The organism is Microcystis sp. LE19-195.1E (assembly GCF_027532095.1).
GTDB lineage: Bacteria > Cyanobacteriota > Cyanobacteriia > Cyanobacteriales > Microcystaceae > Microcystis > Microcystis aeruginosa.
In genome coordinates this window covers 1-24,138 of the sequence record NZ_JAPZSZ010000046.1, presented here as the reverse complement: position 1 = coordinate 24,138, position 24,138 = coordinate 1, and the positions used below count along the sequence as shown (strand labels likewise).

Annotated in this window: 24 protein-coding genes and 1 pseudogene; 5 read left to right on the top strand and 20 right to left on the bottom strand. The window is 43.7% G+C overall.

The genetic code is table 11. The annotated features are described in order from the left end of the window. Positions 1-161: 161 nt before the first annotated feature. Positions 162-515 (top strand): hypothetical protein, encoded by a 354-nt coding sequence (locus O9300_RS03115; protein ID WP_287969989.1) that lies wholly within the window; start codon positions 162-164, stop codon positions 513-515. 279 nt (positions 516-794) lie between these two features. Here the strand turns inward: O9300_RS03115 and O9300_RS03110 are convergent, their stop codons facing one another. From O9300_RS03110 to petJ, 4 genes are all read right to left on the bottom strand, one after another. Further along, positions 795-1,199 (bottom strand): HNH endonuclease, encoded by a 405-nt coding sequence (locus tag O9300_RS03110; protein WP_002796341.1) that lies wholly within the window; start codon positions 1,197-1,199, stop codon positions 795-797. Between the two features lie 140 nt (positions 1,200-1,339). Beyond that, complete coding sequence (locus tag O9300_RS03105) at positions 1,340-1,714, bottom strand: hypothetical protein (RefSeq protein ID WP_002796338.1); 375 nt, start codon at positions 1,712-1,714, stop codon at positions 1,340-1,342. A gap of 278 nt (positions 1,715-1,992) precedes the next feature. Next, positions 1,993-3,672: a DUF3352 domain-containing protein gene (locus O9300_RS03100; RefSeq protein ID WP_287969987.1), complete on the bottom strand. Its 1,680-nt coding sequence runs from the start codon at positions 3,670-3,672 to the stop codon at positions 1,993-1,995. Positions 3,673-3,788: 116 nt separating this feature from the next. Next, the gene (gene petJ / locus O9300_RS03095) at positions 3,789-4,109 is read right to left on the bottom strand and encodes a cytochrome c6 PetJ (RefSeq protein WP_002732729.1); all 321 of its coding nucleotides are present in this window, start codon (positions 4,107-4,109) and stop codon (positions 3,789-3,791) included. A 192-nt stretch (positions 4,110-4,301) separates the two neighbouring features. Between petJ and petE the strand changes: the two genes are divergently transcribed. Next, positions 4,302-4,679: a plastocyanin gene (petE, locus tag O9300_RS03090; RefSeq protein WP_002800865.1), complete on the top strand. Its 378-nt coding sequence runs from the start codon at positions 4,302-4,304 to the stop codon at positions 4,677-4,679. On the opposite strand, the gene O9300_RS03085 is transcribed toward petE, so the two are convergent. From O9300_RS03085 to O9300_RS03060, 6 genes are all read right to left on the bottom strand, one after another. Then, positions 4,680-4,847 (bottom strand): hypothetical protein, encoded by a 168-nt coding sequence (locus O9300_RS03085; protein ID WP_287969985.1) that lies wholly within the window; start codon positions 4,845-4,847, stop codon positions 4,680-4,682. 50 nt (positions 4,848-4,897) lie between these two features. Further along, positions 4,898-6,010: an IS630 family transposase gene (locus O9300_RS03080; RefSeq protein WP_052275585.1), complete on the bottom strand. Its 1,113-nt coding sequence runs from the start codon at positions 6,008-6,010 to the stop codon at positions 4,898-4,900. Between the two features lie 68 nt (positions 6,011-6,078). Then, the gene (locus O9300_RS03075; RefSeq protein WP_287969991.1) at positions 6,079-7,062 is read right to left on the bottom strand and encodes a methyltransferase domain-containing protein; all 984 of its coding nucleotides are present in this window, start codon (positions 7,060-7,062) and stop codon (positions 6,079-6,081) included. A 176-nt stretch (positions 7,063-7,238) separates the two neighbouring features. Next, positions 7,239-7,478, bottom strand: coding sequence for a FeoC-like transcriptional regulator (locus O9300_RS03070; RefSeq protein WP_287969983.1), 240 nt, complete (start codon positions 7,476-7,478; stop codon positions 7,239-7,241). 109 nt (positions 7,479-7,587) lie between these two features. After that, a complete protein-coding gene (gene feoB / locus O9300_RS03065; RefSeq protein ID WP_287969981.1) occupies positions 7,588-9,912 on the bottom strand; it encodes a Fe(2+) transporter permease subunit FeoB in 2,325 nt (774 codons plus the stop codon). Between the two features lie 42 nt (positions 9,913-9,954). Beyond that, positions 9,955-10,590, bottom strand: coding sequence for a FeoA family protein (locus O9300_RS03060; protein WP_287969979.1), 636 nt, complete (start codon positions 10,588-10,590; stop codon positions 9,955-9,957). Between the two features lie 506 nt (positions 10,591-11,096). Between O9300_RS03060 and O9300_RS19400 the strand changes: the two are divergent. Further along, positions 11,097-11,302, top strand: a pseudogene (locus O9300_RS19400) (hypothetical protein). 504 nt (positions 11,303-11,806) lie between these two features. Here the strand turns inward: O9300_RS19400 and O9300_RS03055 are convergent. The 7 genes from O9300_RS03055 to cas3 all read right to left on the bottom strand — a co-directional run bounded on the left by O9300_RS03055 (position 11,807) and on the right by cas3 (position 17,071). Beyond that, complete coding sequence (locus O9300_RS03055) at positions 11,807-11,938, bottom strand: HepT-like ribonuclease domain-containing protein (RefSeq protein WP_287969978.1); 132 nt, start codon at positions 11,936-11,938, stop codon at positions 11,807-11,809. A gap of 85 nt (positions 11,939-12,023) precedes the next feature. Then, positions 12,024-12,482 (bottom strand): type VII toxin-antitoxin system MntA family adenylyltransferase antitoxin, encoded by a 459-nt coding sequence (gene mntA, locus O9300_RS03050; RefSeq protein ID WP_287969977.1) that lies wholly within the window; start codon positions 12,480-12,482, stop codon positions 12,024-12,026. Further along, entirely contained in the window at positions 12,475-12,873 is a 399-nt protein-coding gene (hepT, locus tag O9300_RS03045) for a type VII toxin-antitoxin system HepT family RNase toxin (RefSeq protein WP_287969975.1), read from the bottom strand. Before hepT ends, mntA (O9300_RS03050) begins: the two co-directional genes overlap by 8 nt. Positions 12,874-12,914: 41 nt before the next feature. Next, complete coding sequence (gene mntA, locus O9300_RS03040; protein ID WP_287969974.1) at positions 12,915-13,334, bottom strand: type VII toxin-antitoxin system MntA family adenylyltransferase antitoxin; 420 nt, start codon at positions 13,332-13,334, stop codon at positions 12,915-12,917. A gap of 862 nt (positions 13,335-14,196) precedes the next feature. Then, the gene (locus O9300_RS03035) at positions 14,197-14,592 is read right to left on the bottom strand and encodes a hypothetical protein (protein WP_272081674.1); all 396 of its coding nucleotides are present in this window, start codon (positions 14,590-14,592) and stop codon (positions 14,197-14,199) included. After that, positions 14,589-14,873, bottom strand: a complete 285-nt coding sequence (locus O9300_RS03030; RefSeq protein ID WP_272081673.1) for a BrnT family toxin — start codon at positions 14,871-14,873, stop codon at positions 14,589-14,591. Before O9300_RS03030 ends, O9300_RS03035 begins: the two co-directional genes overlap by 4 nt. A gap of 32 nt (positions 14,874-14,905) precedes the next feature. Next, positions 14,906-17,071, bottom strand: a complete 2,166-nt coding sequence (gene cas3, locus O9300_RS03025; RefSeq protein ID WP_287969972.1) for a type I-D CRISPR-associated helicase Cas3' — start codon at positions 17,069-17,071, stop codon at positions 14,906-14,908. A gap of 99 nt (positions 17,072-17,170) precedes the next feature. Here cas3 and O9300_RS03020 point away from each other — a divergent pair, with 99 nt between their 5' ends. Beyond that, entirely contained in the window at positions 17,171-18,034 is an 864-nt protein-coding gene (locus O9300_RS03020; RefSeq protein WP_287969970.1) for a WYL domain-containing protein, read from the top strand. 68 nt (positions 18,035-18,102) lie between these two features. On the opposite strand, the gene O9300_RS03015 is transcribed toward O9300_RS03020, so the two are convergent. Both O9300_RS03015 and O9300_RS03010 read right to left on the bottom strand, forming a co-directional pair. Continuing rightward, positions 18,103-19,272, bottom strand: a complete 1,170-nt coding sequence (locus O9300_RS03015; RefSeq protein WP_287969969.1) for an HhoA/HhoB/HtrA family serine endopeptidase — start codon at positions 19,270-19,272, stop codon at positions 18,103-18,105. A 150-nt stretch (positions 19,273-19,422) separates the two neighbouring features. Continuing rightward, positions 19,423-20,091 (bottom strand): hypothetical protein, encoded by a 669-nt coding sequence (locus O9300_RS03010; RefSeq protein WP_287969968.1) that lies wholly within the window; start codon positions 20,089-20,091, stop codon positions 19,423-19,425. Between the two features lie 209 nt (positions 20,092-20,300). Between O9300_RS03010 and O9300_RS03005 the strand changes: the two genes are divergently transcribed. Further along, positions 20,301-22,424 carry a serine/threonine-protein kinase gene (locus O9300_RS03005; RefSeq protein ID WP_287969967.1) on the top strand — a complete coding sequence of 708 codons (2,124 nt, stop codon included), beginning with the start codon at positions 20,301-20,303 and terminating at the stop codon, positions 22,422-22,424. Positions 22,425-22,446: 22 nt separating this feature from the next. On the opposite strand, the gene O9300_RS03000 is transcribed toward O9300_RS03005, so the two are convergent. Next, complete coding sequence (locus tag O9300_RS03000; RefSeq protein WP_287969965.1) at positions 22,447-23,829, bottom strand: aromatic ring-hydroxylating dioxygenase subunit alpha; 1,383 nt, start codon at positions 23,827-23,829, stop codon at positions 22,447-22,449. Between the last annotated feature and the right edge of the window lie 309 nt (positions 23,830-24,138).

Sequence of the window (24,138 nt, the reverse complement as noted above, 5' to 3'; positions counted from 1 at the left end):
GGTGGTCAACTACCTAATTTTCAGGGAAAAAGTACCTGAATTTTCCCCCGATCCCCGCAATGGCTGGCACTTTTTGAGGGGAAAAAAGTCCAAAAGTCTTATCCAACAAGGTTTTTAGATTTATTCAGCAGACCCTAGATAAGTACCCAGATTTTCGGTTTGTGATTGGTCGGTGGATTTCCACGAAGCCTGAAAGTCTCGGTTTTGGTGATAATACAATAGACAGGTTAAAAGAGTTTGTTGCTACTTTGCCTGAGTTTAAAGATGTATTTGATAAGTATGTTTCTCAACTTGTTTCATCAGATCAGTATCGACAGGGGGAACTTAAAAAACTTGCAACTATATTTCCTCAGTTTAAACAAGTGGCTGAACAGCGTATAAAAGAGAATGAAGAAGAAAGAAGAAAAGCAAATGAAAAACGGAGAAAAGATGACGAACTAAGAATAATAGAACTGATGAGCGAACAAAACAAAAGAGAAGAAGCAGGACGATGGTATACTGATACACCATACTAGTGGACTGTTTCAGTTAATTTGGTGTATTAGAAAAATGCCATAAATTCTATAATCTAAGACTTTAAGCCGAAATCTATTGCCCTATTTTAGCTGAAACAGTCCACTACACGCTAACTCAAGCAAATCTCGATTATCTACAAGAATCAGTTGATATTGCGATTCTCAAGATTAAGAAGGAAACCGAGCAAAAAGTAATGAGAGGGTTGTTTTAAGTTTGTATCTGTGCTACTTTTAAAAGTGGTTTTATCATATTTTTTCTGGTTTATTTAGCTTAACTTTTCAAGGAAAAACACCTAGAATATACCATATTTTTCTGGCACTAATTTGTAAAGTAGAGTTGATGCTTAATACTTCTACTGTTACTCTACCTATTGGCGTTTTTCCTGCGATTTCAAAAGTTTTATTATCGACAAGAAAATGTTCTTCCCATTTGTCTATACGAGGATTAAATAAGCGAAATACTTTTTCTGTCACTGGATCAATTCCCTCAATACGAGCTAATTTATGAAGATTGCAAATACGACATGATAGAGCTAAATTTTCTGGTTTATCTTCCCCTTTTTTAGAGAGGGGAACAATGTGATCTACTTCAAAAGCAAGATTAAAAATAATCTCTGGTGCATGACAATATTCACATCTATGTTTTGCCCTTTTCGCAACGAGAGTATATTGGGGATGGGTCATTTCAGTTATCAGTTATCAGTCATAAGTTGTCAGTAATTACTACCTGAAGTCGATAGCTTTAAATCAGTTGAAATCAGAAAAATTTTAATTTTTGTTCCCTTGAAAAGAGATGCTTGTTACCTTTTGCTCTTGATTATAAATTAATCATTATCTTGAATCTGTTTGATGATTCTTTTCCCTCTTTGAATACTTGCTTGTAATTCTTCCTCAATTAAAGCTGTTAATTCTTGCTGTTTTATCGCAGAAAAATCAGTCTCAGAAGCTAGAGATTGATGAAATTCTTCCATCAGTTCTTGTAAACGTTCTTGTTGCTGTTTGCTGAATAAATTATCAGGACGGAAACGCTGTAAAATCACTAATGTCTCACCCATATTTTCACCTTCAGCAATTAAACTTGTTTCCATAAGATCCAGTGCTTGACCTGGAGTCAAACCACTTGTTTCTTGGTTGCCACAAATTGCTTTATATGTCAAGGTTTTTCCTGCAAATTCTGGAACAATTGTGATAGTAGTCATGGTTTAAACAGTAAAGCGAATTTTGCAAGCTCATCCAAAATAATTTGGCTTTTCCATACTTGTTATGCACTTTAACATACTAACCGTAGGTTGACTTGAGCAATAATAACTCTTGTCTGTCAAATATTAGCGACGCTTGAGGGAAACCCAACCACACCAATGTCGTCAAGAATGTTGGGTTTCGCTCAAACCATTGAATCGAGCAGTTTTCTCCTAAGTATTAAATCGCTCAACCCAACCTACAAGCTTCTATCTGATAACTGATAACTGATAACTGATTAAGACTTCACTCCCAAGTTAAAGAAAATCGTTCCCCGACGCACAGAATTTTCGCTACCTTGGCTGCTAATAGTAAGAGAACGCAGATTATTAAATAAAGGCTTAATCGATAATTCTAACACCCGCACGATCGGGAATTTTGCCTCGATTACCGGTTGCAATTGTCGCCAATCGACGTAAAAATAACCATCATTTTCTGCGGGTAAAGCAGTAATTGCCTGTCGAAACTTACCACTACCTAAGATGGGGTTTTTCTGTGCAGATAAAGCTAAACCCATCGCTTCCACAGAACTAGCGATAATTTCATAATTATCGACCCTAGTATGCACTCCCGTCACGATCGTCTCTAGTTGCGCTTTTCCTCCCGGGACCGCCGTGGTTAACTTTGTCCAAGCTGTCACCGTTCGATCGAGTAAAGGCAGATTAACCACATTATAGCCGCGACTGCGGGCCAACTCATCCAAATGCTCGATCGCACTGTCCACCTCTACTCCCATCATCCGTTCCCCTACAAAAACACTATCGGGTTCCATCCCCTTTGAACTAGGCACGAGAGCGAGACTATATTCGCCTCTAACCCAGCTAAAAACGTCTTCAGGCAAATTTAAACCTAAAGGCGACTGGAAGCGGTTTAAGACCTGTGTTATTAATTCCTGTAGGGGACTATCTGCTTCTAACCCCTCCTCTACCTGAGTCCAAAACCGATTTAAATCCCGACTAGCGGCGACTAAAAGGCTATTTTCGCCGATAAAAGATAATGCTCCCACGGGACTAGATAAAATTGGTGCTTGGTCATCCTGTCCTAAGACTCCAATTAAGGCGGTTTGAGCGACTATTCCCCCGGATTTGAGGGTAAAAGCCGTGGCTAATCGTTGTTTTGCTTCGGGACTCTCCGGGACGGGTTGATTAGCGATCCAAGCCGATAAAGGAGGTAAATTGCCGTAAACGATAGCTATACGCGGTTCGGTGATATTTTTGAGGGCTTCTCGGTAATCAGGGCTATTTTTTAGGTTTAAATCCGGTACTTGCACGTTATTAAGTGCCTCGCGCAAAACCTTGATATTATTGGCAAAAAGCACCGTATCACCCACCACGGCACTAGCGAGAAAACGATTATTATCTCCTGCGGTCAAGGGACGTTGATAAATGAGGTTAACTCCCTTGTAGAGTTCAAAAACGAGGTCAAATTTGCCCGAAACCGCCTGTTTTGAGTAGGAAGCTTGCAGAAATTCCTTAGCGCGTTCACCATCTTTACTTTGAATTGCCAAAAGATAACCCGGTTGGATACCATTATCGGTATCGCGATCGAAATCTAGGGAAGTAACAGCGAGGGTAATTTCTTCCCCTAACCAAGGTTTGATTTCCTTTTGATAATTTAATCCCGTTTTACCGAGCAGAGTTTTTTCTAAATCCTTAATTTGTTGGTGGGAACGTCGTCGATTAGCCGGTGTAGCGATTAATTGACCAAAAGACTCTAAACGTTCGGGATTGACCAACAAGGATACCATAACCGGGGCCTGTTTCGGCACAAAAATCGCCGCCGCCGGTTCCCGCAACACCCCACCTTTGAGCAAAGACAGAGGACTATCGGCGAGAATCCAAGCAAAACTGGCTGTAGCGACTCCTAGGAGAATGATTACCGTCGCACCTAAAAGATAGAAAAACGATCGCAATTTCACAACCTTGTCCCGAGATGAACCATTAGCTATTTTAAGCCAGCAATTGACCCAAGAATTTCGATCGCTACAATTCTTACCAGACTGATAACCGATAACTCGCCACCGATAACTAATTTTTACCAGCCTTTTTCCGCTTGAGCGAGGACATAGTTAGCTACAGCTTCGATATCTTCAGCGCTGAGACGACCACCGAAAGCCGGCATCGCCCCCATACCTTTGGTAACTTGGGTAACGATAGCTTCAACGGAATCTTTGCCATATTTAACTAAATCTTCTTTTTTCAGGGTTTTAGCGGCATTAACCACGTTTTTACCGCCCATGTGGCAGGAAGCGCAGTTAGCACTGAAAATCGAAGCCCCATCAGCTAAAGCGGGACGAGCCATACCGAATGTAACCACAGCCAAGAGCAAGCACAGGGAAATTAATAGTCTTTTCACGATTGGTTCTCCTCTATTTCTTAAGAAATTCCCCAACCATGGTCAGAAAAAACCGGTTTTCTTGTCAAAAGACAAGCTGTCAAACTTGGTGTAGAATTAATCAATGGGACAGTTAAAAGCAAACTTTTACTTTTTTGTCAAAAGACAGGCTGTCAAACTTGTCATCTTCCCTCGTGTAAAGGATTAACAAGCATGAAAAAATTAGGTTTATTGTTCGCTACCGTGGCGCTAGTCGTCTCTAGCTTCTTCTTCAACACTGCCTCCGCTGCTGCGGAAACCTTCACGGTGAAGATGGGCGGTGATGCGGGTACACTACAATTTGATCCCCCCGCCCTCACTATTAAAGCAGGAGATACGGTGAAATGGGTCAATAACAAACTTTCTCCCCATAACATAGTTTTCGATAGCGCCAAGGTTCCCGAAGCCCAAGCCAGCAAATTATCCCATAAAGGTCTGGCTTTTTCCGCCGGTGAGTCCTTTGAAAGCACTTTCAGCGAACCGGGTACTTACACCTACTACTGCGAACCCCATCGCGGCGCCGGTATGGTCGGAACGATTACCGTTCAGTAATTATCCGATTTTAGCCAAAAATAACTCGCGGTTAACTGCCGCGGGTTGTTTTTTTGGGGTGTGGGGTGTGGGGTGTGGGGTGTGGGGTGTGGGGAAGTGGGGAAGTGGGGAAGTTGGGTGTGGGGTGTGGGGTGTGGGGTGTGGGGTGTGGGGTGTGGGGAGAATCAATAAAAATAATCTTCTGCCTCCTGCCGGCCGCCTCCTAAGCTTTTACGCATTTAAGTTACATTGACAGCATTACCCTTATTTTTAAGTTTTCTACTCCATTTAATAATCAATCCCCCTTCATTTAAAAGCTGATTGACTACTTTTTCCAGTTCTTCTTTATTTTCAAATTCTCGATTAGCTATGTACTCTTTAGCGGAATGCCACACTAATTCTATTAGGTTGTAATCTGGACTATAAGCTGGTAAAAACTCTAGCCTAATATTGGGCAACTCTTTTTCCACCTGCTCAATAACATCTTTCTTTTTGTGATAACTAGCATTGTCTAATATGATGATAATTTTCGGTCCTTTTTCTCGAAAATCTTCGGGCAGATTTCCCAAGTTTATCCATTCTTGACGAATCTCTTCATGAAGTTTCTTTAATTGTTCATGGAAAGTTTCTGAATTTCCTTTTTTGATCATAAAACAGACTCGTTTTTTGTCATTATATCTTAAGGCTCCCATCACATTCACCCTTCCTCTTTTTCTTTGTCCATTCACTTTTTTTCGCTTTCCTTTTTTTGTCCAAGCTCTCCTTCTTATTACTCTCAAACTAAATCCACACTCATCCCAAAACCATACCTGGATTGACTCTGGCTTTTCTTTAGCCAACCTTAAATATTCATCTAATTTTTCTTTAAATGCTTTTCTTAATTTCTTGTCTTGCTTATCTTCTAGACTATATTTCGCCCAGATATACACATACTTTTTTCTTCTCAATATTCTTCTCACTTGCGAGCCACTCAGTTTAATTCCTGTTTCCTTTTCTAGATGCTCTGCTAATCTTGCCGCTGTCCATCTCCCGAATTCATATCCAAATTCCTTCGGGTCTTCATCAACTATTTTTAATAGTAAATTAATATATTCCTCTGTGGCTTTTTTATGATTTCCATTTTTTCTCCCATCTTCTAGACTTTCTAAATTGTTAGGATCGCCGTGAACACACCAATGGGCGACCGTTTTGAGTGAACAGCCAATAAAGTCAGCTATTTCTCGTTGAGTTTTTCCGTCGTTTAGCAAGAGAAACATTAAAATTCTTTCCCTAACCTCTGCTCTTTCTTCTTCTTTAAGAGCTTTTTGTAAGTTTTTCTTTTCTTCTAAGTCTAGGAAATCTTTGGCTGGCATAAGTAGGATTTTTCTAAAATTACTATTTCTATTTTAGGTGGTTTAAGTGCGTTTTAGCTTATAACCAGCTAGATAACTGAGGTAAGAGACTCTTGCTGACTTACTTGCAGATGGGATTGAGCGCGAACAGCGCGGAACATCCCAAAACGACATAAACCCGTGCCAAAGGCCAAACGCATCAGCAGAATTGTCGGCACTTCTCGGACAGATTTAAGCAACCCAGTTAGACCAAATTGCCACCAACCTTGGGGACGAATCACCCCCTGCCAAATGGTATCAATCCAAGAGGGTAGAGTGGCCTTTGTCCAGTCAGCAGTCATCACTTCCCCATCTACCAATCCCGTGGCTGCTAACTGTTCGGCAAAACCTTCGATGCTGGCAAAAGCGGGGTGAGACCACTGATCCAAAAGTTGGCGCATTACGGGACGTTCCCAGAAATTAAGCGGTTTTTGACGGTCATCTCGCTGATTCCAGTCCGCTACCACCAAGACTCCCCCTGGCTTGAGAACTCGCAGTAATTCCTGAGCAAAAACGGCTTTGTCCGGCATATGGGGACCGGCTTCGATTGACCAGACCACATCAAAACTCTCGTCGGGAAAAGAAAGGTCCATGGCATCATCGACCAAAAAGCGAGCATTTAAATCTGGGGGTGTTAGTTCTTTGGCCCGTGCCACTTGTTTGGGACTAATGGTGACACCGGTAACGGTAAATCCGTAGTCGCGGGCCAGAATGCGACTGCTGCCACCAATACCACAACCGACATCGAGGAGAGTTGCATCGGCGGGTAGTTTATCCAAACCTCCCCAAGAGACCATTTCCGCCACAAAGTCGGCTTTTGCCGCTAGAAAGTCTTTTTTTTCTGGTGGGGAACCGTAGTGACCTAAATGGATGTGTTCGCCCCAATAATATTCTAAAATCCCGTCTTCGGTCCATTGGTCGTAGGAGTTGGCCACCGAGTCCGACGATTGGTACTTGCGAGAGGAAACAAAATAGACGACGATAGCGATCGCTAGGAGTAAACCTAAAGATGATGTCACCAAAAGTATATTCATTAAATGCTGCTGGGCAAACTGATACAAAGCTTAATAACTCTTAAAGATTATACAACCTTGAGGTTCTGCGGTTGAGTGACTTTGGTTCTTCGCCAGAAATTAACTATCTCCGTTGAAAGCGACTGATAATATAGCAGTTATCTTAATGGTGAGATAACTTCTATATTATTAAACTTTTATCTGTTTGTCCCTGTGGAATTGCCCTCAATCCATTCGTAAAAAGCCATAGATTCTGGGGAACAACGGCTGCATCCTCCGCATTTTTCTAGGGAAATCAGGCGAATTCGCCCTTTTTTCAGCAAGCGATCGAGCATGGGACTTAAGGCATCCGCTGACATCCGAAAGTGTGTAGATAAGTCAGACAGAGATGCTTTCTTATTTTTGGCAAGATAAGCCTGTATATCGGTTAAAATCATGGTTTATAAGCGAAAAAAATCGAGAAAAGTTGCTTGATTGCGGTGGGTTACGGCGAATCTAAATAATTAGTTAGTTGCCTAGCTTTTTGTCGCCTAACCCACCCTACTTTTAAATTGCCGGACGGTTGATTTTTCGGGGACGGAGATTTTTTAAGGTGAATAAAACCCCGACTACGGTTAAACCCATCAAGACTATCCAAAAGAGAGAAAATCCCGGATGTCGAGAAAAAGTAGCGATTTGATAGAAGGAAGTGGCAACAATATAGGCCATTCCTGTGGTCCAGAGGGCAATAAAAGCAGTCCAACCGGCATTAGTTTCGCGATATACTGCCGATGTGGCCGAAACACAGGGAAAATAGAGCAGAACAAACAATAGATAGGCAAAAGCACCCGCTTGACCATCAAATCTTTTCGCCATTGCCCCAAAGATTCCTAAATCTACTTCTTGCTTCTCGGCAGCCGTTTTTTGATCTTGCAGATCACCAATATTTAAACCCAAGGGATCAAGTAATTGATTGGGTAATTGCGCTAAATTGGCGGGAATAGTGGCAATAGCTCGCTGAATTTGCCGCCAAAAGTCGAATTTTTCCGCCGCTGCCCCCTTATTCGGGTTATCTTCCCCTGCTAGTTGGCTGTAAATTGAGTTTAATGTGCCTACCATCGCTTCTTTGGCAAAAACTCCCGTAAAAATTCCCACCGTTGCCGGCCAATTTTCCGGTTCTAGTCCCATGGGTGAGAAAATAGGAGTTACAGCTTTACTGGTAGCACTTAAAACCGATCGCTCGCTGTCTTGATTACCAAAAGAACCATCAAAACTGACGGAGTTGAGTAGTCCCAAAATCATCACCATTAAAACGATAACTCGTCCAGCTTTCCACAAAAACGCTTGCAGACGTTCCCAAGTGCGAATTAAAACCCCTTTTAGACGCGGTAGATGATAGGGAGGCAATTCCATAATAAAGTGACTGACTTCTCCCTTGAGTAGGGTTTTTTTCATCACCAATCCTGTCAAAATAGCGGCGAGAATTCCTAAGATATAAAGACCAAAAACGATGTTTTGACCACCTATGGGGAAAAAAGCCGCCGCAAATAGGGCATAAACAGGTAATCTGGCCCCACAGGACATAAAAGGGTTCATCATAATCGTCATTAAACGATCGCGAGAATTTTCTAGGGTTCTGGTGGCCATAATTGCCGGTACACTGCAACCAAATCCCACTAGCATGGGGACAAAGGATTTACCCGGCAATCCCACCAAACGCATCAATCGGTCCATGACGAAGGCTGCCCGGGCCATATAGCCAGAATCCTCTAAAATTGACAAAAAGAGGAACATAAAGCCAATTACGGGGATAAAAGTGGCGACGGTTTGCACACCTCCCCCCGCCCCATCAGCGAGCAGAGCAATTAGCCAACCCGGGGTATGGATTTTTTGTAAAACTTGGGACAAACCATCGACAAAGATAGTCTGGGCAGTTAAATCGAAGAAATCGATAAAGGCAGCACTAACATTGATGGTAAACAAGAACATTAGGTACATTACGCCCAAAAATATCGGAATTCCCAACCAGCGATCGAGAACAATCCGATCGAGGCGATCAGACATGGTATCATTTATCTGTCCAGTCCGTTGAGTGGCTCCCTGGGTAACTTGTTGAATAAAGCCATAACGAGTATCAGCAATTAAAATATCAAGGTCTTCCCCTAAAACTTGGTGTATTTGTCGTCTATGCTTGACGATAATGCTTAATAGTTCCTGGGAGCGCAATTCTGGGGCGACGCGATCCTCGTATTGCAGTAGATTTAAAGCAGTCCATCTTGGCTCAACGATCCTTTTACTGCTATGGTCGTTAATGTAGGCAACAATCTCGTTCAGAGCTTCCTCAATTACCGCAGGATAAGCGACATAAGCGGCAGTATGGCTAATATTACTGACTAATTCCCCAATTTTTTGCTTTAATTCTCCGATTCCCTCCCCTTTAACCGCACTAATCGCCACGACAATTGCATCCATGCGATCGCTTAAGAGTTGCGGATTAACCACAATACCCCTAGTTTTGGCCACATCCATCATATTCAGGGCAATCAACATCGGTAAACGCATCTCCATGATTTGGGTAGTCAGGTAGAGATTGCGCTCTAAATTGGCAGCATCGACGATATTAATCACTAAATCCGCTTCTCCTGACAGCAGATAGTCCCTAGCGACTAATTCATCCATTCCTGTCTCCCCTTCTTCTACATCGAGGGAATAGACTCCGGGTAAATCCACAAGGGTGATATCTTCCCCGTTAACTTGAAATCTTCCCTCTTTGCGATCGACTGTTACTCCCGGCCAGTTGCCGGTGCGTTGATTGGCCCCTGTGAGAGCATTAAAAAGGGTAGTTTTGCCACAGTTAGGATTGCCAATTAAGGCGATAATGGGTTTGACCATAATTTAGGATATTGAGTGACGAATAGGCTTAGATGATTAAATTTAGCTTTCTGGGTCTATTTCTTCGACGATTAAAGTGTCTGCCTCCTGTTTTCGCAGACTGAGATGAAATCCCCGCACTCGAATCTCGACGGGATCCCCCAAAGGTGCGACGCGAATGACGGTAAACTCTGTCCCCGGAGTTAATCCCATTGATAACAATTTTCCTTTGTATCCTCGTAATGCTCGGTCATAACCGACGACTTTACCCACTTTTCCTATGGGCATCTCCCGCAGAAATGTTCTTACTTCAGGTAGATCTTTTTTGGGTTCCAGTTTTTTCGGTTGACTGTCACTAACGAGGATTTTTTCGGCCATTTCCGCCCCGATACCGATACGATTGTCTTGAATGCCAATTAAAACTGACCCCCTCGGTTGGGAGCTAATTACCTGTAATTGAATGCCGGGGTTTAATCCCATACCTAGGAGTCGATTGATTCCTCCTGTCCCCTGAAATCCCGCTAACCAGACGGTTTTTCCCATTTCCACTTGTGCGAGGGGATAGGTGGCTGTTAGCTCAGTACCCATGGAGTTAGTACGTTCTGAGGCTGCCTCTTTACCACCCCAAGGAGAAAATTGGGCTTTATTTGGCGATTTTTCCGGTTCTTCTGGGTCATTAGGTCTAATTTTATCGTCCATGCTTTTCTTATCTCCAAAGGCAAAGAAGGTCTTTCATTCAAGAGTGACAATAATTCCTTGATAGCTCATCGAGTTTACTTCAGTAGCCAAAGGGTGATAACTGCACTACTGTCAGCCTCAGTCAACGGTTTTGAAACTGTCTAAGACTTGCGATCGCTAAAATAAATGCTAATTATTCTCAATTACCAGTCTAATCGAAAAGGGGAGACAGAAAAGAAAAATATTTATTTAGGGTTTGCTGAATAATGGTAAAACCCTTTGAAAATAAGGCTTTTGACCTGTTAAAATCCGATGTTAGTGCTGCGAAAATCGGATTGGGACCCCCAAAAACCTGGCATTATCCTCCTTTCAGTACATAAGTTAGTACAAAAAGAGAGGGCAACAAAGCCTGAAACGACCGGCTACTGACGACCGGCTACTGACGACCGACTCCTAACCCCACCAACAAACTTTTTGCCGCAAACCCTACCTAGGGTTTGCGGCAAAAAGCTTTTCCTAGGGGCAGGGTGTGGGGTGTGGGGTGTGGGGTGTGGGGTTTTACCGATTTTCAGGTGGTCAACTACCTAATTTTCAGGGAAAAAGTACCTGAATTTTCCCCCGATCCCCGCAATGGCTGGCACTTTTTGAGGGGAAAAAAGTCCAAAAGTCTTATCCAACAAGGTTTTTAGATTTATTCAGCAAACCCTACCTAGTGGTCTGCGGCAAAAAGTAGGGGCGAAGCATTCGGGCAATAACCTATCGGTGAAACCGTAGATTTTCTATCCGAATGCTTCGCCCCTACAGGACTACATTTCACATTTATTCAGCCAGCCCTAAGTAAATCGAATCTGTCTTTCTGTTTGTGTTCTTTATGCCTTTGTGTTTATCCTTAACTCTTATGGGATAACCGGACAGAAAAAAGTTTAGTTTTAAATATTGGCGATACTTTCAACACTTTAGCCCCCCTATTCTCTGGGTCTTCTTGTAGCTTAAAAAAGGGTGCATCTCACATTTGCAGAAATATCGACAATCAGCAATTATCAGTGACTCTTAAATTATTACAAAGGGGCAGGGTGTGGGGTGTGGGGTGTGGGGTGTGGGGTTTTACCAGTTTTGAGGTGGCCAATTACCTAATTTTCAGGGAAAAAGTGCCTAAATTTCCCCCCGATCACTCCCATATCCAGTACTTTTTAATTGACAAAAGGTCTAAAAGTCTTACCCAACAAGGTTTTTAGCTTTATTCAGCAAACCCTAAATAGTCGGTAATTTGTTTGAGATAAAGCGGAAATTGAGATAAAGCGCTCGGAATCGCCTTAAAAACAAGTTCATTATCGATCGCCTCGTATTGATGCACTAAACGATTTCGCATTCCTGATGATTTCGCCCCCCCGTAATCGATTAAGATATTTGATCATCAAACGAATTCTAACGGTGACTATCTCCCTTTCCATCGTTTAAACTCCCCATTGTTTGAGCCAAAGATCGATACTGTCTTTTTGAATCTTTCGGAATTTAGCGGTATCGGCGTACTCTTTCCAAGCGCGTACACGAAATTTTAAAAAGTCTCCCGTATTTTTTTCATAGATAAGTTTTCCATCTCGTGCGACTTGATACTTCATTAATGGAGAACAGCGATCGAGTTCAATTAGATCGATCAAATCACGGTTTATCTCAAACAATTCACTCAAGATAGAGAGAGAAGTTAAGTAATCATTACTGATTTCCTTAATATGTGTTTGTCTGTTTGTTTCATCGTATGAAATTGCCAAATCCCAATCGCTATCAGGTCTATGCTCTCCGCACGCTCTGGAACCGAAGAGGATTAATAGTTTTAAATTCGGTATTTTTTCCACAGTCGTGGTTATTCTATTGACTGTATTGATAATTTTCAATTCTTTCGTATTTTTAACCATTTTCTGCCTCCAAGGAATCTAGATATTGAACGATCGAGCGTTGGTAGCGAGGATAATCTCGTAAAATATTAGCGATCGAGGAATGAATGATATCGGGATCAATTTTCTTGTATAGGTGTACGAGTAAGTTCCTTAATTTAATAGACTCGGCCAGTTGAACGGCTAGGTGTTCTTCTAAGATTCCCAGTTCTACGATCTGAAATAATGCGTCGCGAGCATTATTCGGAGACTCGATATCTAAACATTTTAAAATCTGGTAATTGATATCGATGCCAGTTTGAACGATAAGCTGAATTAACCTTTCTATGGCTAATTGACGTTCTCTTAATGTACGATAATCCTCTAAGGTGATCGAACCGTACTCGCTAAGTTCGGCGAGGTATTGATTCATGAGGTTTAATTCGTCTATCGCAATCAGAGGTTGAATAGCATTTACACTCCTTTTTCTCGTAGAGAAATCTCCAGATTATTCCGTAATTGACGGTATAACGCTTTCGATTCTTCAGGATTCATGAGAAATTTTTCTTTAAATCCCTCGAATAGTCCCGTTTCCCGTTCGTATAGAAGTTGACCATCTCGCGCGACATAATGAGCAAGGATCGGCGAACATTCTTTTAAATCAATCACATCAATTTTGTCCTCGGGAATCTCTAAAGCTTGTTCGAGTAGTGTATAAATTTTCAATAGACTCGAAATATCCTTTTGAGCGCTTCTTTCCTCGTATAAAACAGCGAAATCCCAATCGCTATCAGGTTTATGCTCTCCACGCGCTCTAGAACCGAAGAGAATTAACATTTGTAAATTCGGTAGCTGTTCGGCGAGCGGTGTGATTTTATCCGCTAGGTCAGTCATATCTTTTCTTACCTATGTTTATTGAGAAAAGAGAGGGAAGCGAGGTTTTCCGTAACTGCAATCACAGGAGTTCGGGGCAGGGGAACCTTGAAAAATATAATTCTTAAAGAAGGCAAGTTCGTTTGAACGAAGCTTGAAGCCGTGCTTGCCTTACGATAAGACGATTATTCAAGGTTCCCGTCAGTCGCTAAACCAGCCATAGATTTATCTTTGGGGGTTTGAGAGTACATACGCCTAAACTTAATGTCGCAAGCTACTTAGTGAGGATGCTTCCCTACTCTTGCAAGGAGCGGGTCGAGAGATTATCACGACTAGAGGGATAATCGCCTCGGTTATCGCGTCTGCTAGGCTGAGGTCAGCCTGTACTCGAATGTGTTGTGAGCTATCTTTCGGATCTCGATAGAATAACCTTTCCGGCGAGCCACGAAAACGGTATGCCCGAAACGAAAACTCACTTTAAACGCAAGTTCGTCCGCGGGGTGCCATCGACCGTCCGCGAGGACTGCCAGCAGTTTTTGAAGGTTAGTCGCGCGCTTCAACATGATCACCTCCTTTGTATCAGCGAATTCAACATCTTAAGTTTAGCGAGCGCGATAGCACAGCGATCAATTTTCTAGGAAATAAGTTGTAGACTTATTCAACGATCACTAAGCGTAGACTTATTCAACGGGAGACTGGTATCATAAGGATCGGGAATCACTGAAAAGCCGCTCTAGTTCTCCATCCCGAATCCCTATCAGGGATTGAAATGAATAAGTCTAAACTTACTGCCGTAAGCTTTTTCATTCAGAGCAAGCTTTAATCCCTATTAGGGATCGCCTAAAAACGTTGCCTTAAGCGATTTGTACTTGAAATATCGCTTTTAGGTCGAAGCTATTCTATATTCAAATCGCTCGCGAGCGATCTCTTGTTTTTCTATTGAATATCCCTTTCGGCGCATCTCGAAAATTGTCTGACCAAAGCGGGAGCCTACTTTAGAAGCTAGTTCATCCGCAGAGTGCCACTGACCGTCACTAAGAATAGCGAGCAGTTTTTGAAGTGTGCCTTCTTCTTGGTCGCGTAACTTCCACGTTTCTCGAACATATGATTGTAACTCTTGCAATCGTTCCGGGCTAAAATCCGAAACCCACTCCCCTCGCTCGTAAGATTCTAGTAGCTCTCGTTCCTCCGGATCGAGGTTACTGATATCGGTTCTCCGAGCGTGTAAGGTAGCTGGATCGAGTGAAGCATCAAAAGAGCTTGTATCGTTGGTTTTCATGTTGAATCACCTTTTTTAAGGTACTTTTTCGTAGCTTTTCGAGATGGAATGATCGTTTTTAGAAAAATTTCCGATTCGTTGACGACGTAAGGAACTTCGTAGGCATAATCATTCAGCTTGACAATGAGAATTCTTTGATTCGGGTAACGCGCTCGATTGGGATGAACTTTATCGTCCAATACCTCTCCTCGATAGATAGCTTCCTCTACCATCTCGAAAGATAGATACCGCTCTCGTTGTAACTGCTCGTTTTTTTCTTGATTCCATCTTACTCTTTTCATCCTTTGAAGCTAAAACACTCAATTGTTCCGTGTCAACAGATCCACACCTCACCCCCTTGACCTTTGAACCGATGAGCGAGAGTATCCAACAACAAAGCCGATTGACCGATCGCTATAGAATAGGGAGACACGGGAGAATGAATACTACTCTCGTCACTAATCGGATAGATACCAAAGTGCATCGGTAATTGTAAGCGTTGGCGAACTGCAGCGACGGGATAGGCAAGAACGAAGCTAACCAGAGCCAGATACCGTAACTCCCGACTAATTCGATCGAGCCAAGGATTATCCGGTTGCCAAACACCGATTCCCGTCAAAACCTGCACTTTCCACGCGGAGGCGATCTCGCCTAAATCGCCGTCGTAGGTAAAGCGCCAGTTTAACCGTTCCTCTCGATATCCCTTTAAATTCAGAAACGCAAGACAATAATCGAAACGTCTGCGCGCGATCGGTGTTTTCGTGGCCTCGATCTGGCGCTTAAACTCGCCTTTTCTCCACACCTCCACCTCTAGATTACCGAGAATACTGGGTAAATCGTAGGTTTTAAAGCGATCGCCCTCCTCTGGTTCCGTCGAATCGTATAACCCGCATAGTAACGGACTCGACCCGCGAAAACTAGACGCATCCTCGAAAATCGGATTACCGCTTTTCCCCGATAACTCCTTCCATTCGTCGGCCCATCCTTTCACCCGACCGGCGACCCGTTTTAAACTGGTATCGAAAACCTCCTCGCATTCCTGTTGAAACTTCTGGCGACTTTCCCCGTATTGGGATTTGATCTTCGGACTCCCTAAATTCCACCAGAGTTGAAATGATTGTACCGCTCCCCAACGTTGGTAATAACCCTCGAAATTATTGATATGACGGTAGTTACTCTTGATGGCCTCCTGTAGCTGAATTCGGTCATACCGTTCCCCAACTTGTAACGGCGCGTCTTTCTTCTCGAATAACCGTTCTAGGAAAAATTTCGGAACCAGAGCGATCGCTGTGAAGTTAGTAAATTTTACCGCCGTTCCCTTTCGATCGTAGCCGCTGTGACGGCCTAAACGGCCGAAACGTTGAATAAAATTTCCCGCATCCGACGACTCAAAAATGAGAAAATTAATCTTGAAGTCCACCCCCACATCGATGGTACTCGTTCCGATCACCAGATCACGATTTAAAGATGCCAACTTCTCCCGCGTTCCCGAAAGACCCGTATTTTCCCCCACTGTTAAACCGATAGTCGCCAATAATTCTCGGAAAATCGGCAGCAGACGTTTAACCGAAGCGATCGAATTGAGAATAATCGCGCCCTTGCTGCCGGGGTATCGCTTAAAATAGTCTAAAATTCGCTCTTTATTTTCTTTCAACCAATTTTCCGAAGTTTGAAAACTCGACGGTAAGGGAATAAAAGATAGCTCGATTTCCGAGGTTACTTGTCGCCATCCCTGTTGAGCGAGGGAATTGGCCTCTTCTGGGGTATCGGGAAACCGGTATTTTCCTTCTCTTACTGGGTCGATCGATCGATAGCGAAACCCCGCTTTATCCAATCGTTTTAGTAAACCCTCGTCGGGAGTTGCGGACAAAAACAGGTATCGTTTCCCACGATTGGCCCGTCGGATTAGAAGCATGGTATTGATAATACTGGCGACCTGTGGCGTGCCGAAAACGTGAAATTCATCGAATAGGAAGAGATCGAAATGTTTATCGATCCGGTTCCATAGCTGATCGGGGTTATCGTAGGGGGTTAAATAGGCCCCCCGATGCAGATAATGGAAAATATCGGGGTTAGTTAAGAGAATTTCCGACTGTTTCGATCGAGTCTCTAGAGCGATCGCTTTCGTTTTCCCATCCCGTTCGGCGTACAATTCCAACTCGGGCCCGGTTAAAAGATTGACCCGGGGTTGATCCGTTGGTTGAAATCGTTGAATATATGCCTCGATCTGACCCCGCTGATCCCGCGCCAGTTCGTTGGTTGGGTAGAGTCCCATAATCGGGAAATATCCTTGCAAAGTTCGCAGGTAGGCCGCTAGACTTTTCCCGTCCCCTGTCATGGCCGTATTGAAAATCACATCGATATCGGGATCATTTAGTGCTTTCCACGTCTCCACCTGATGCCACGATAACCGCCATCCTTGCGGAACCTTGATCCCGTCCGGTATCTCGTCTGCGGGACAGGAATAGACTGGCCTGAGCGTTACTTGATAATTTACCATGAATTTCTGTCCGTAAATTCTTGCTATCTTCCATAATAACCACGATAATAGGGATGGACAAGTACCTTAACAGAAAAAGTGTCCGTACACTTATAAACTATGAGCCGGATAGGACAATCAATCACTTTATCGGTCAGTGAAAAAGAAAAACAGTCCCTAGAAATCCTTGCCAGTGAATTTGGGCTATTTTGGGGAGATAAACCGAATATATCGAAGTTAATCAAAGAAATTGCCCGTAATAAGCTTAAAATCGCTCCTAATCACGACTGGAAGCCCGCTCGCTTGCAGATGCTCCAACAGGCGATCGATTCTCTCATCGATGCCGGGCAAATCCCCATCGCCCTAGAACTAACTAAACTACTATTAGAACGGAGCGAACTGTCAGGCCCCTTACGGAAAGAGCTAGAAGGCCGCCTCGATAATCCTCCCCCGCCATGGCGGTGGGAACTCGATCGCTGTATTCTCCGACAACAACCGTTTCAGTTATCCTATCAGGATGCCGGCGATCGAATCTGGGAATTCCATCTTTACCATGCCGCTATCAATCGTCACGAGGATCGCTTATATCTCGATTGTTGGTGCGAGGAAACCGAGGGAAATCAAGATATTTCCGAACTACAGCATAATTGGAGTTTACGGATCGATCGAATCCCCAACGATTCCTTAATTACCCCGATCCCTAGGGGCAAATGGCGCAATCAGCTTGATAGTGTGTCGGCCGAGTTTCAGCTATTCGATGGATTAGCTCGATCGTACCGGACTAAAACCGCTATCGATATCGCCAACGAATTGATCTCGAACGATCCCCTCGTCCGGCAGATTACCCGACAGGTAACGAGTAGCTTCTGGTTTTTCCGCGAGATTCTTCCCTACGGAGAAGATTGCTTGCTGATCTCCCCGGAAAAAGTCCGCAAGCGTTTCTATGACAAGTTGCAGCGGCTTTATCGGCGCTACGAGTCCTGAAAAGATTTTCGTCGCTGCTCAATCAAGGCATGAAAACTCACATCTGATAACTGATCACTGACCGCCGATTACTGATTTGACATTTGGGCGGTGATTACGGTGAGATCGATCGCCCTTTCCCCCCTTCTGATTCTTAGGGGTAAAGATTGACCGATGCCGGTTTTTTCCACCATTTCCTGTAACTCACCGCCATCGCTAACCGGTTGATTATTAGCTTTAACAATCACATCCCCGCGACGGATCCCGGCTTTTTCGGCGGGGGTATTGGGTAGGACTTTCACCACCAAAATTCCCGACACTTCCGGCACAATCAGGGGAGAATTGGGGTTTTGATTATTAGCCCGGGCTAAATCGGGAGTTAGATTAACCATCTGCACACCGATATAGGGATGGGCCACCTTTTGACCTGCTTCTAGGGTTGCTTGTAACTGCTTGGCCCGGTCGATGGGAATGGCAAAACCGATGCCCATGGCATCGGCACGAATCGCCGTATTGATGCCGATGACTTCTCCTTGGGCGTTGAGTAAAGGACCGCCGGAATTACCCGGGTTAATAGCGGCATCGGTTTGGATAAAATCAATGCGTTTATCGGGAATACCAGCCTTAGCTGCCGAGCGCCCGATCGTGCTAATAATTCCTAAAGTTACCGTATTATCTAGACCGACGGGATTGCCTACTGCGATCGCCCAGTCCCCCACTTGTATGGATGAGGAATTGCCGAGGACGGCTACAGGTAAATTTTCCCCTTGGGGATTAATTTTCACTACGGCTAAATCAGTGATCTCATCAGTACCGCGTACTTCTCCTTTGAAGCTACGACCATCTTTTAAAGTTACCGTTACCTTATCGGCATTATCGACCACATGGGCATTAGTTAAGATTAAACCACTGCCATCGATAATAAAACCCGATCCCTGGCCAGCAACTCGCTGCTGGGTGGGAAGACGAAACTGTTCTCCAAAAAACTCCTGAAAAAAAGGATCATCAAAAAAGGGGCTATTGGGACGAGTAATGATCGCTTCGGTGTCAATTCGCACTACTGCCGCACCCGTGCGCGCCACTGCCTTAGCGACAAAACTTTCCGCCGTCATCTCCGGGGGAATTCTGGCCAGATCGGCGGCAGCGCTGGGCAGATTTTGAGCATTTACCGCCGCTAAACTGCTAAAACCGAGCATAATTCCCAGAAAAGTTGCCAAAGCGTGGGTAATAGTTCGCCGTAACCCTGTAGGAAGTTTCATACTTTGATCTCTGATTCTGATGTTTTGACTGTTTCTGTCTATTGGTTGACAGACGGACTATTAAAAATCTAACAAATCGATCGCTCCGATTAAATCGATGGTTGACACCAAATCCGCCAGCAGACGGATTTGGTCATGGTTTGCCGTTCACTAATCTCTGATCACTAGGGGCGATTGCAGGGTAATATTTAAATCTCGATCGGGGTTAACAGAGTATAACTGCACGGAACTACCACCGACAATTCCCGCCGCCGGTAAGCCCCATCCTGCAAGGGTTCCCACGGCTGCCCCCGCTAAGACATCGAGAACTTCGCTCTTGCGATCGCCCGTAAGAGCAGCGATCGCTGTGGCTGCCCCCGCACCGGCGAGGGTTCCCCCTAAGATATCTTGAGTTTTTGCCCCTTTACGCAGGGTTTCAGTGGTAGTAATTAATCGCGAAGTGGCATTGAGGGGAATGGTGCGATTGCCCCCATCAAGGCGAATTTCATCGGCAATAAACCGCACACCTCGGCCGGCTGCTTCTAAAGTACCCTTGACTTCACTTCCCGCTGCAATCACCACAATCCCATTGCGGTTACGAATATCTCTGGCTACGGTTAAAGTCAGAGGAATAACATCACTTTTAGAAACTAAAATTTTATCGGCTTTCTCGTAATTCAAAGGGATAACTGTTCCCACCGGAATCGAGATTTGTTGAGCGATGAGACGTGGCCGATTAATATTACTTTGAGCGAGGACGGGAAAAGTACCGGACATCGACCCCATGAGCAGGGTAATCAGTAAAGCTGTACTGGCTCTAGTAACAGGATTCATAGACATAGCGGTTATCCTCTCAAAAAACAACAGTGAACTTTCTCTGTTTCTAGATTATTTTTTTCTGTCTGTCATGTCAGTCCCCTCAACAGGGAATTTTTTCTCTCTCTATAGGGAAAAAAGTGGAGTGGGGAAAGTTTCCGCATTTTGTCCATCGACCGCAAAAGAGAGCCGAAAAGCCTAGAATAGTAAAAAACCTCGGATTGCCATCGTCTATGGAACTCGCTGCCGGAAACATCCTTAGTCATCGCTACCAAATTATCCGTCAATTGGGAAAAGGGGGATTCGGACAAACTTTCTTAGCCTGCGATCGCCAGTTACCCAATCAAAATCGTTGTGTGATCAAACAATTTAAACCCCAGTGCCAGGATGCCGAAACTGTAGCCATCGCTAGACGACTCTTTGAAACCGAGGCGAAAATCCTGCAAGAATTGGGCAGTCATCGCCATATTCCCCGTTTATTTGCTTATTTTGAGGAAAATGGGCAATTTTTCCTCGTGCAAGAATACATTGAAGGGGAAGATTTAGCCAGAGAAATTATTGCCGGTGTCTATAGGCAAGATGAAGGGAAAGTGGTGGCTTTATTAACAGAAATTCTCTCAATTCTCGAATTTGTCCATCACAAACAGGTGATCCATCGCGATGTTAATCCCTTCAATCTTATTCGTCGCAGCCAAGATCATCAATTGGTTTTAATTGATTTTGGTGCTGTCAAACAAGTTAGCACTCAAGTGGTTAAAGAAGGTAAAACCGTTTCTACCATCGCTATTGGTACCCCGGGTTATTTCCCCAGTGAACAGGCCCAAGGTTATCCGCGTTTTAGTAGCGATATCTATGCCACTGGTATTATTGGATTACAAGCTTTAACTGGTAAAGATACCGAAGATATTCCACTGGATGCTCGCACGGGGGAAATTCTCTGGCAACATTTGGCCATGACTAGCGCCGAGTTTAGTTATGTTATCGAGCGCATGATCCGCTATGATTTTCGTCAGCGTTATACCAGTGTCAGTGAAGCATTAATTGATCTGAGAAAATTAGGTAAAATTTATCATCTCGCTCCGAAAACTACCTATGGGGTGAAACCTCAAGGTCAGGTTGCTCGTCAAGGGAAATCTTGGCTAACAAAAATCTTGTTTGTCTCTGGGACAATTGGCTTAATAGCTGGTGCTTATCTGGGTTTTAAGTATTGGCAAAATTCTCGTAATTCTCTTGATTACTATCAACAAGGTCAGACTTTTTATCAACTCAAACGCTATACTGATGCCCTTAATTCCTATGGTCAAGCCTTAAAAATTAATCCCGATTATCTTGAGGCATTGCAAGGAAAAGCTGATGCTTTATTAGCTTTAAAAAGATACTCGGAAGCTTTAAATACCTACGAAAAAGCTATTCAAATTAACCCAGATTCCGCTTGGCAAGCTTGGCTCGGTCGCGGGCAAGCTTTAGATAAATTAGGCAAAAATCAGGAGGCTTTGGAAAGTTTTGAGCGGGTCTTATCTTTTAATCCTGCCGCTAGTCAAGCTTGGCAAGGTAAAGCCGATATCTATCTAGAACTGCAACAATATTCCGCCGCCCAAAAAGCTCTTGACAAATTGTTAACTTTTCAGCAAAATGATGCCAAAACATGGTACAAAAAAGGCTGGTCATTACAAAATATTGAGGATTATGAAGGGGCAGTTAAAGCCTATGATCAGGCTCTAGCGCTCGAATCGGATAATGCCTTAATTTGGTATCAAAAAGGTAATAGTTTGTATCAATTAAATAAAGTTAATGATGCTTTAGAAAGTTATAGCAAAGCTGGACAATTTAATCCTCAATTTTCCCAAGCTCACTATAGTCAAGGGATTATTCTGCAAAAATTAGGCCGCAAGTCAGAAGCTTTCCAGGCATTTACGCAAGCAACTAAAGCCAATTCTAATTATTATCAAGCTTGGTTAAATCAAGGAGCATTACTTCATCAAATGGAAAGATTTCAAGAAGCGATCGCATCCTACGAAAAAGCTCGCCGCATTTCTTCCCAAAAAGCCGAAGTTTTTATCGGTATCGGTAACGCTTGCTATCGTTTAGGCGACTATTCCCAAGCCATAACCGCCTATCAACAGGCGATTCAAAGACAAAAAGATAACCCCGAAACCTGGAAAAGTTTAGGCAATAGTTGGTTTAAACTCGGTCAATACGAGCGAGCGATTCAAGCTTATCAAGAATCACTTCGTTATCGTTCCAATGACCGAGAAGTGCAAACACAAAAACAACTGGCAGAAACTCGCTGGCAAGAACTTCAGCAATCTCTCCAAAACCAAACCCCCAAAGTCGATAATGAGCAACAGGTTCCCTAACTTCCGCTCTTTTTCGGCAGCTTTATCGCTTTTTACCGGTATTTCTCGGCAATAATTCCCGTCCTTGATAAAACTGTTTTTTCAGTTCTCCCAAGCGCCAATAAGCTCCCACCATAATTACAGTTAATGCTGTCAGCACTGTCACGGGAAGGAGGGCCGATTGACCGAAAATTAGGGCTAAAAGTGGTAGAGATAGACCAAGAACAATAGCGATCGCTAATGTTAACCCCCGCAGACGATTAATATTTTTTAAAGCCCCTTGACAAACAGCACAATTTTTGGTATGGGAGTGATAGCGTTCGAGGAGAATCTCTTTTGATTGTAGGGGGGGAAAAGGTTGACCGGCGAAAGGATCAGCTTGGTATTGATTAACCCAATTGCGATACTCAAACACTAATAAATCCGCTTTGGTAGGGAGATAACAAGCTTGACTAAAATTCCGACTATCCCCCTGAGCTTGCAGATAACGCTCTTGATAGTAGAGAAAAATCTGATCATCTTCAAGAATAGCGTTTTGATTGATGTGGGAATACCAAGTGGGGGTAAGCTTAATGAAGAATTTCGGCAGTTTAGAGTTAAATTTAAAGGGAAAACGAGCAAAGAGACGACATTCTCCCTGACGGATGGGGGTTGCATAGACTGCTGTTAAAGTCCGTCCGAACTTTTCCGAGGTGAGATCGTGGTAAATGAATCCGGGGGCGATAAAATTGCTGTATTGCTGACCTAATTTACCTTTACGCGGTCCTTCGGGCCAAATTCCCTTAAATCCCTGACGATTGGACTCGATAATTTCTAACTCCATAGGAGCGGCATTGGCCCGATTACCGATGGTGAGATGATGGGTATAGGGAACATGACTAGAATCGATAATATTTTCGATTAAAGTGACGGCCGAGTAGGGTAGATCTCGAAAGGTATCCAAACAAATCCAAGCATCAGCATCCTCCTCCATGGGTTCAATAATTGGAATCGCAGTCAGGGGAGCATTTTCGGGATTACCCGCATAAACGAATAATAATCCCTGACGGATAGCCGTGGGAAAAGACCGCACACAAGCGCGTCGAGAGGTGTTAGCTTGACTGTTTTCCGGTTGTTGGGGAATAAATTCACAGTTTCCTCCTCCGGAAAAAGACCAACCGTGATAGGGACATTCTAGATGTCCGCTTTCGTTAAGACGACCTTCTGAGAGAGGAGCGAGACGATGGGGACATTTATCCTCGAAAACTCGCCATTCTTGCTGATTTTTGTCCCACCAAATCACTAAATCCTCTTCTAGTAGGGTAAAGCGTTGGGGCTGCTTTTTGTCTAAATCTTTGACGTAGTAGATAGGATACCAAACTTGACGACAATCAAAGCGATCGATATCTGTTCCCCCGATGGGATAGGTAGCAGTGCTGCTCAACATAAATTTTAAAATAAGTTAACATTTCTCCTCCAAAATCTAACAAATTTAATCGACAAAAGGGGACAGATGCCGGTATCTGCTGGGGAAACAAACACTGGCACTATATTTTGGGGTGATAATTAAAGGGTAGTCTCCCATGGATAAAGCGAGAATGGGAGAAGGATCAAGTTGACATCCTCGCCGCCGTAAAACGGACGGCGATTCCCAAACCTCACGATTTAGGTTTCTGCTTCTTTCCCGAAGGATTTTTCGCACCTGCCTTAACAGATTTACTCTGTTCTGGTCTTATGGTCGCTCTACAGACTGACA